General features: G+C 40.7%; 6 protein-coding genes. 4 read left to right on the top strand and 2 right to left on the bottom strand.

The features are described from left to right. The 4 genes from ACZM60_RS13810 to ACZM60_RS13825 all read left to right on the top strand — a co-directional run. The coding region (locus ACZM60_RS13810) for a hypothetical protein (RefSeq protein WP_489521782.1) at positions 1–336 on the top strand (336 nt) is incomplete at its 5' end. Positions 337–796: 460 nt separating this feature from the next. Then, positions 797–1,399, top strand: a complete 603-nt coding sequence (locus ACZM60_RS13815) for a carboxypeptidase-like regulatory domain-containing protein (RefSeq protein WP_489521783.1) — start codon at positions 797–799, stop codon at positions 1,397–1,399. A 2-nt stretch (positions 1,400–1,401) separates the two neighbouring features. After that, entirely contained in the window at positions 1,402–3,804 is a 2,403-nt protein-coding gene (locus ACZM60_RS13820; protein WP_489521784.1) for a SusC/RagA family TonB-linked outer membrane protein, read from the top strand. Positions 3,805–3,822: 18 nt separating this feature from the next. Then, positions 3,823–4,905 carry a thioredoxin family protein gene (locus tag ACZM60_RS13825; protein ID WP_489521785.1) on the top strand — a complete coding sequence of 361 codons (1,083 nt, stop codon included), beginning with the start codon at positions 3,823–3,825 and terminating at the stop codon, positions 4,903–4,905. Between the two features lie 399 nt (positions 4,906–5,304). Here the strand turns inward: ACZM60_RS13825 and ACZM60_RS13830 are convergent, their stop codons facing one another. Both ACZM60_RS13830 and ACZM60_RS13835 read right to left on the bottom strand, forming a co-directional pair. Beyond that, complete coding sequence (locus ACZM60_RS13830) at positions 5,305–7,509, bottom strand: glycoside hydrolase family 20 protein (RefSeq protein WP_489521786.1); 2,205 nt, start codon at positions 7,507–7,509, stop codon at positions 5,305–5,307. Between the two features lie 112 nt (positions 7,510–7,621). Beyond that, entirely contained in the window at positions 7,622–8,728 is a 1,107-nt protein-coding gene (locus ACZM60_RS13835; protein WP_489521787.1) for a DUF1735 and LamG domain-containing protein, read from the bottom strand. Between the last annotated feature and the right edge of the window lie 82 nt (positions 8,729–8,810).

Below are 8,810 nucleotides of genomic sequence, written 5' to 3' on the forward strand. Positions count from 1 at the left end.
TTCCTGCTCCCTTTCCTTTCAGAATGTCATCTCTTCAACGTCTTTCCCTCTCGAAAGCGGGTGCAAAATTACGCTCTTTTTCGCAAACTCCAACTTTTACACGACTTTTTTTTGACCGTTTTTCAAAGTTTTTTCGTAAGACGCTGGAAAACAGGTATATTACGCGGCATATTTCTTCAGCATACACAGAAGGAGGAGGAAAACATGCACAATAATATTTATTGCGCGGGCGGGCGCATGTGCGCGAAGGAAAACACACCGCATTATCCGCTAAAAGCGGCACAATGGAAAAACAACGCCTTCTCTTCATCAAAACAACGGCATATTTCCACCTAAAATACACCTTCTTTTTTAAAAATTACAGCATATTTTTTTCAGCATAATGAACAGGCTGATTATCAGCAATGACGGAAAAAGGACTATATACTGAATTTTGCTATCAGTTTCTGACATAAATCCAGATCAAGCTAGCAGGTTAAATTCCCTACCATATACATGCAGGATATAAATAAAAGGCTCTACACACATAAAAGTATTACAAATAGAAACCAAAATGCAGAAAACAAATGCTTAAAATTTATCTTTTCAAAAAAAATATACAAAATATTAATTCGTTAATATATTTTCCATACGTTTGCATCCGTAATCTTACAATAACTAATAACTATGAATTTAAAGAAGCATTCTAATTGCTTGTCGCAAGCCATCCCCCCAATCAAAAGTTGGCTACATGGCAACAAGCTTAACTATCTGGCTCTGACCGCAAGTGTTTTTCCAATCGCTAGCCCACAGATACATGCAGCCACGGAAAAACAATCTTAACCAAACTGTTCAATCTGCTCAAAGCGATAAAGTTACCTACCAAGGCGTTGTCATCAATGAAAACGGCAATCCTTTACTGGGTGTAAACATTACCTATAAAAATGCTCATGGAGTAGGAGTCATAACAGATATAGACGGTAAATTTACTTTTGCCATCCCCTCAAACATCCACTCGCTCATATTCTCATATGTCGGAATGAAAACACAGACGGTTCGTGTTTCCAATCCTTCCGAGAAATTAAAAGTCCGCCTGGAACCGGATGCCGTATCCTTACAGGAAACCGTAATTACCGGTATCTATACCCGAAAGGCTGAAAGCTTTACCAGATCTATGGCTACTTATTCGGAAAAAGAATTGAAAACAGTCGGCAACCAGAATGTTCTGCAAAGTTTGAAAGTACTTGACCCATCTTTCATCATTCTGGAAAATAATCTTGCCGGATCTGACCCGAATGCAACCATGAACCTCAATATCGGAGGTAACACCAACATCGTAGGTCTGGAAACAGAATATAGCACCAACCCTAATTTATTCTGGATGGATTTGAAACCACTCTATCGACCATTACTGACCTGAGTATGGACCGAGTAGCAAGGATCACGATCTTGAAAGATGCTTCATCTACTGCTATTTACGGTTCAAAAGCAGCCAATGGTGTAGTAGTTGTGAAAACAAAAAAGCCAGAGGCCGGAAGACTGAAATTCAACTATAACGGTAACTTCGGTATCGAATGGGCAGATTTGACTGACTATAACCTGATGAACTCTTCCGAAAAACTTGAATATGAAAGACTAGCTGGCTATTATGGTTCACTCGACTCAAACGGTAATATCATCGATGAGTATTACAGGAGTCTTTATAACCAGCGTTTGCTGGGAAGTAAGCAGGGAATTGATTCATACTGGCTGAACGAGCCTTTGCAAACAGGTTTCACCCAAAGCCATAACATCTTTGCCGAAGGAGATGATGCCGCTTTCCGCTACGGTATCGGTATGACTTACACACAGACAAACGGTGTAATGAAAAACTCCAGCCGTGACATTCTGAACGGAAACGTACAATTAACTTACCGTATTGATAAGTTTGCATTTACCAACCAGACCAACATCACTAATACTGATGTAGAAAATCCAACAGTTTCGTTCAGTAAGTTTGCACAAACTAACCCATTTTACGACAAATACAATGAATATGGAGAAGTAGAGCAAGTCATGGAAAAGATTATACCTGCCACTTCCGGAACCCAGTATATCACCAATCCTCTGTGGGACTTCAATCAGAGCAGCTATGACAAGAGCAACCAGTTGACCTTTGTCAACAACTTCCAGATTGAATACCGTCCGATATCGGAACTACGCATCAGAGGAAAGTTCGGTCTTACTGTAGGACGCTATAATGCCCAGGTATTCAAATCACCGGAAATGAGTGAGTTGCCGACTACCGAAGTTCTGAAAAAAGGAAGCTATAACGAATCGAACACAAAATCTTCTTCATACGACGGAAGCTTAGACATTTCTTATGGTAAGACTTTCGGTGAACATACTGTCAACGCTATCGGAGGTATGCAAATCAGCGAAAACCAATCTAACTTATCTATCTTCCAAGCAATAGGTTATTCCAGCGACATGTTCTCGAATCCGAACTTCTCAAACGGATATATAGAAGGCGGTAAACCAAGTTCTTCGATTTCCAGAATCAGACATGCCAGCTATTATGCTAACTTCAACTACGGATATCAGTTGCGCTACTTGCTGGACTTCAACCTTCGTTCCGACGGTTCGTCTGTATATGGAGTAGATAATCCGTTCTCTACCACCTGGTCATTAGGTTTAGGATGGAACATTCACAACGAATCGTTCTTCCGTCAGAACAACATCCTCAACTACATGAAGCTGAGATACTCAGTCGGTAATCCGGGAAATGCCAACCTGAATGCTAAAATGGCTAACAGCGTATATACTTATTATACCAGCTATCCGAATATGTTCGGTCTGTCAGCTTTAGTCAAGACATGGGGCAGCAGCGGACTGAAATGGCAACGTACCAATGAACAGAACTGGAGTCTTGATGTAGAAATGTTCCAGAACCGCCTGCGCCTGAACGTAGACTATTTCAGAAAGAAAACCGACCCATTATTGCTGAACATAGACTTCCCGCCCTCTTCTGGTATTACATCTGTTCCGATGAACATTGGTGCCATGAGAAACCAGGGTGTCACTTTTACAGGAAGTTACATCATCATCAGAAAACCGAATATGAACTGGACAGTAAATGCCAACCTGCGTCATATTACATCGGAATATTACAACATAGGTGATCTGCTGGAGAAATACAACGAAAAAGAACGTACCAACCAAAGTCTGATCCGTTACTACGACGGAGCCAGCCCGACAGCTCTTTATGCAGTACGCTCAGCAGGTATTGACCCGATGACCGGTAATGAAATATTCATCCGTAAAGACGGTTCGTATACCTTTAAGTGGGATTCTGCCGACGAAGTAATCTGTGGTGACTCTACTCCGGATATGGAAGGAGCATTTGGTTCCAGCTTCTACTGGAAAGGATTCTCTATCAATGCAATATTCAGCTATCGCTATGGCGGACAAGCATTCTTGTCTACCCTGTTCAACAAAGTAGAAAATATCAGCGACGTTCAAGTAAAATACAATCAGGACAAACGAGCACTTTACGGCAGATGGCAGAAACCGGGTGATATCGCCAAGTTCAAACGTATCGACGATACCACTGTAACCAACATGTCTTCCCGCTTCATTGCCGACGACAACACACTGGAATTGTCTACTCTGTCAGTGGGATATGAAACCACTACCGAAAAATGGCTGCAATCCATCGGTGCTTCTTCATTCAATGTGCGCATCTATGGTAATAACCTCTTCCGCTTATCTACCATCAAAGAAGAACGTGGTATCGATTATCCGTTCTCCAGAAAAATATCAGCCTCTATAGGAGTTCGTTTCTAAATTATAAAACATACTATTATGAAAAAAACACTTATAACACTTTTATTTAGTCTGACACTGGCAACAGGTACCGTAACAGCTCAGACCAATTTCCGCAACATTGATTTCAATGAAGCGCTTAAACAGTCACAAGCAGAAAACACACTTGTATTCATCGATTTCTATACAGACTGGTACGGTCCTTGCCGGAAGATGTCTAAAGAAGTATTCCCGCAAAAACAAGTAGGCGATTTCTTTAATGCACAGTTTGTCTGCATTAAACTGAACGCAGAAAAAGAAGGAAAAGCACTTGCACAGCAATTCAATATAAAGGCTTATCCGACTTTTATCATTGCCGACCAGCAAGGTAATGCAAAAGTTACCATTACCGGTGCTTTCCCCGCCGATGCTTTCATCACGAAGGTAAAGAACGAACTAAATCCGGAGCTGACTCCTGAGCGTATGAAACAACGTTACGAAAGTGGTGAAAGAACTCCGGAGCTCGTTAACGCTTATGCCATGGATTTCATGGAAAAGAAGAAATACGATGAAGGATATAAAATCATTAATGACTATTTCAACTCACTGACAGACAAACAGAAACTTTCGGCAGAAAATCTGTTTGTTTTCTCACGATACACTTTTGATATCTCCGACCCGAAGTGTCAATATTGGGTAAAACATATCAATCAGGCTGACGCAAAAGTAAAAGAAGAAGCATTGACCCATATCCAGAAGCTATATCATTCGGCTCTTTCTACTTACCTGTCAGGCTATACATTCGAAGAAAACAAATATAATGAAGCAGAATATCAGCAGACGAAAAAGGATATCCGTTCACTGAAACTTGACAAAAAATATCCTTTCGCACCAATGTTCGAACTGATAGAATGTTATGCCAAAGGAGACAAAAAACAGTTTTTCGAAATGGTAAAAAACAAGAAAGGAGAATTAGACCAAAAAGATTTCGAGCTTATCCTGCTCAATGTAACTCGTCTGTTCCCCAACTCACCGGAATTGGCACCGGAGATTATCAGTTACATCAGAACTTCGCTTCCTGAGCTCCGTGGATCAACTATCATGATGCTGGGACGTGTATTAATGAATTTGGAAAAAAATTAATTGTCAGCTTTTTTTAATTTTCAAGAGAAACCTTGGCTTTTTGTCGGGTTTCTCTTTTTTTATATCCGGTACTTCCCAAAGTACGGACATAAAAAAGGAGTACCGCTGTACTCCAACCTTTGTTAACCTTAAATCTAATACTATGAAAAACACAATGCAAAGATACGGAGTATCTGGGAATTAGCAAATAATCAGGTTAAAAAAACTATGTTTTACAACATAAATTAAGAAAACAGACTCTGTTTGTAACAGTGATTCACAAATAAATGATTCCTTACAGTTAGGAAAACAGACACAGCCACAAAAGAAAACTGAGTTCCAAGAGGCAACATGCCATCTTTAGAACTCAGTCTATCTTAAAAAACTATGAAGCAAAAATATATTTTAAAGAAATAAAACTCATTGTACAGTAACTTCATCGATAAAGAACCAAGAAGGATGCCCTACTCCGTAATGCCAGTGAGGACATACCTTTGTTCCGGTAACCTCTAGTTTCAGATAACGAGCCTGCAAAGGTACTTCCGAGTCGGCTTTTACACCTCTGAAAAGCACCATACCCGAACGCTCTTCAGGCATATCGATGGTCTTCCACAAATGATATTCTTTTCCGTCGGTTGAATAGCTGTATGATACACTCAGCGGGAAGAGAATCCACTGCCCTATCTGATGCAGGAAGTCAGTTTCAATACTTCTCACCTCTTTCACCTCGCCCATATCAAGAACGAAAGCTCCATCGGTTCCTTCCCAGCCTACCCAGCTCTCAACAAAACTGGAACCACCAAACAGTCCGTCGGTCAGTGCTGTTTCACCTAATTTCATATAACGGTCATGAGGTTTCTCCAGCCAGGTTACTTTGGCACCTTTAGCCAGATTGACTTCTTTTCTCGGCAAATAACGCTCGCGGTACAGTTTACAATAATCCATTGCATGATTATTACGTTCGTTTAAAGCCGGATCACCCATACGTTCTACTTCTTTTTCAAAATAATCTAGTTTCTGAACAACAGCAGTAAAGTCTTTTTCCTGTTCAGTACGCAAAAGTTCCAACTCAGAATAGAGCAGCGGAAGACGTGCTCTTTTTACACGTTCCAACAGCACCGGATCATTGCTTACCGAAGCTTCAGCCTCATCGAAAAGCTGCTGATAGCGCTTCATCAAAGCCGGACGAAGCATACCGTTTTTATGTGATACCGGAGAGTCGTAAATCCACAGACGCAATCCACTTCCCAGCAAAGCCCCTTCCATCACTTTGATATAGCGGTATAAATAATCTCCTGCTGCACCATAATAACCGTTCAGAAAATGCTTCATCAGCTTATCAACATCAGCATCCGGATTCCACATCAGTTTGGCAACAAGATAAGCTCTCAATTCGGCAAAATCGCCACACCAGCTACCTGCTATCTGAGAAAAGTGCATTTTCACATGATGGTCGCGGAAAGTACGTATATTATCTTGCAAGATGTGAAAATTAGGGAATGGAGATAAGTAATTATCGAAGTTTATTCCGTAATCCCACACAAAAAGATTGTCTGAAATCTTCGACCAGCCATCGAGTGCCTTCATAAACTGGCGTCCACTGGCATTTTCCGTCAATGAAACTTCACGGTCACAATCAATATCACACAGCATTACCGTCACATTGGGCAAAGGCTTGACATGCTTGGGAGGATTCATGGTATACAAATAAGCAAGTGTCGCAAATTCCTTGTCGGGAAAACGTGTGGCCAGCTTATTCAGAAAATGAATGACAGAACCCGACAAAGCCCCTTCTTCCTCATCTATTTTCCGACAGTTTTCACACGTACAATTCGTATAGTTACCATCATTCTGACTTACACAAATCAGTTTTTTATCAGGATTTGCCTTGAAAATAGAATCAATACGCTGCGATACGATTTCGAAGACTTCCGGATTACTCAGACACCACTGACTTGCCTTGCCCGGATTTCTCTTCCCATTGAAATATGCATAATATTCAGGATGCTTTTCTCCATAGACTTCTGCCGGAAGCAATTTATCGAACGTGTGTACCCAGTATCCGGCAGCAAATTCTTCCTGAGGTTCCTCCAGCCGGTTCCACCACTTATAGATAGAATCGTTCTTGGTTGCATAGCACTGCGTCTGCCGATAACGGAATGCAGGGTTATCAACTTTTTCAATTAACGGCAAAGATATATTATCCGATTTCTTCAGAGAGTATTCGTTTTCCCCCCAATAATCTACTTCCAAATAATCTTCAAGCAAAGATACCGCACCATAAACTACTCCATTTGCTTCACCCGAAATTTTCAGGATGCCCCCGGAGGTCGATAAAGCATACCCATCCTCCTTTACTCCGTCTGGTGCCTCGGCTCCGATAAGTATATCGCCTTTCTTCACGACCTTATCCGTTACAATAGGAATATCCGCACCCGAAATACGTCCAACAAACAAGCGCAAAATATTTGCAGCCGTACGATTCTCTCTGGAATCTTGCTGCAAAACGATGACTGATTTAGTTTTCCCACCTTTCACTAAATCAATCTGTGCCTCGGCATGCAGACAAGCAGAAGCCAGCAAAGCTCCTAAAGCAAACCTTGAAAAATGTCTTAGTGTTTTCATAATAATTTATTGTTATAAAATAGATATAAAAAAAGAAGGCGCCAGACCTTATCGCAGGTAGCACCTTCCATGTTGTATTTATTCGGTCAATTCGAAGTACAAAGAAACATATTTATTTCTTTCCATCCAAACGTTCATTGGGCGACCATACCGTTTCACCTACCGAATGACCATCATTTCCATGTCCGGTATAGTCTTTAAAGTTATTGCCAGAACCTTCATCCATCTTCCAGTATGCCTCCAGTCCCTCCGTTGTCGGATCAATAGCATACATATTCTCCTTTATCTGAGTTTGCGAAATGGCCTTGGTCCAGAATCTTAATTCTGAAACTTTCACATTTGCTCTCAGATAATCAGTATTACCAAAGCTGAATTTATCTTTTCCAAGATTTGTAACCTTACCCGTCACGGCAATCTGATTATCCAGTTCTCCATTGACATACAGAGAAAGAGTAGCACCATCACAAACAACAGCCAAATGATACCAAGTATTCACACTGAATTCCATATTCGAATTCATCTGCGTACCCTGATTCTTTACCTGGAAAATATTTCCCTTAATAGGCGCATCACCAAAACGGGTATAAATCTCACCATCCATACCATCTGGAGCAAAGGCACCAAACATAGCCTGATTGTTCAACTGTCCGATACCTGTACCTAATTTGTCTATATTGACACAAAATTCAACAGACCATTGCGTCAGCGAATAATCATTTTTCATAGCAAACTTCGCATTGTTACTGCTATTAATAATGGGAACCGTAACAATGGGAGTCTTTTCCAATTGATAAAGAATAGACGAAGCTCCTGACAATACAGATGTGTTGGCACCTATCAGACCGACAGGAAGTGCATATTTCTTTCCACTGGCAAGCAACTCTTTCGATAAAGGCTTGATGGTCACTTCTACGCTGGAAGCCAGTACTTCGCCGGCCTTTATAGTAATATCCTTGTTAGAAAATTCTACATATTCGTTAGGAACAGCTTCCAGGCTGGTACCATAACGCGCATTATACGATTTCAAGAACTCGGCATCAATACCTAAAGACATCGTTACATCCTGATTCATAGGAGAAATCAGGCGAGGAGTAACCGTGAAATGATAATGTCCATCATCTTCGGAAATGATTTTCTTTCCTACCAAAGTATTGGTATTTGTTTCGGCCAGATAAAGTCCGCTGTCGATAGTCTTATACTTAACGTGAGTTCGACGAATTGTAAGTGTTTGTAAATTTGGTGATTAGCAAAAATTGTTGTAACTTTATAGTGCTGAATTACAAAGAATTACAAACAATAAT

It is taken from the genome of Phocaeicola sp. (genome assembly GCF_057861905.1).

What these genes read in the sequence shown, in the direction of transcription:
- ACZM60_RS13830 (WP_489521786.1), bottom strand. Translation starts at nt 7,509, where the DNA reads ATGAAAACACTAAGACATTTTTCAAGGTTTGCTTTAGGAGCTTTGCTG.
- ACZM60_RS13820 (WP_489521784.1), top strand. Translation starts at nt 1,402, where the DNA reads ATGGACCGAGTAGCAAGGATCACGATCTTGAAAGATGCTTCATCTACT.
- ACZM60_RS13815 (WP_489521783.1), top strand. Translation starts at nt 797, where the DNA reads ATGCAGCCACGGAAAAACAATCTTAACCAAACTGTTCAATCTGCTCAA.
- ACZM60_RS13825 (WP_489521785.1), top strand. Translation starts at nt 3,823, where the DNA reads ATGAAAAAAACACTTATAACACTTTTATTTAGTCTGACACTGGCAACA.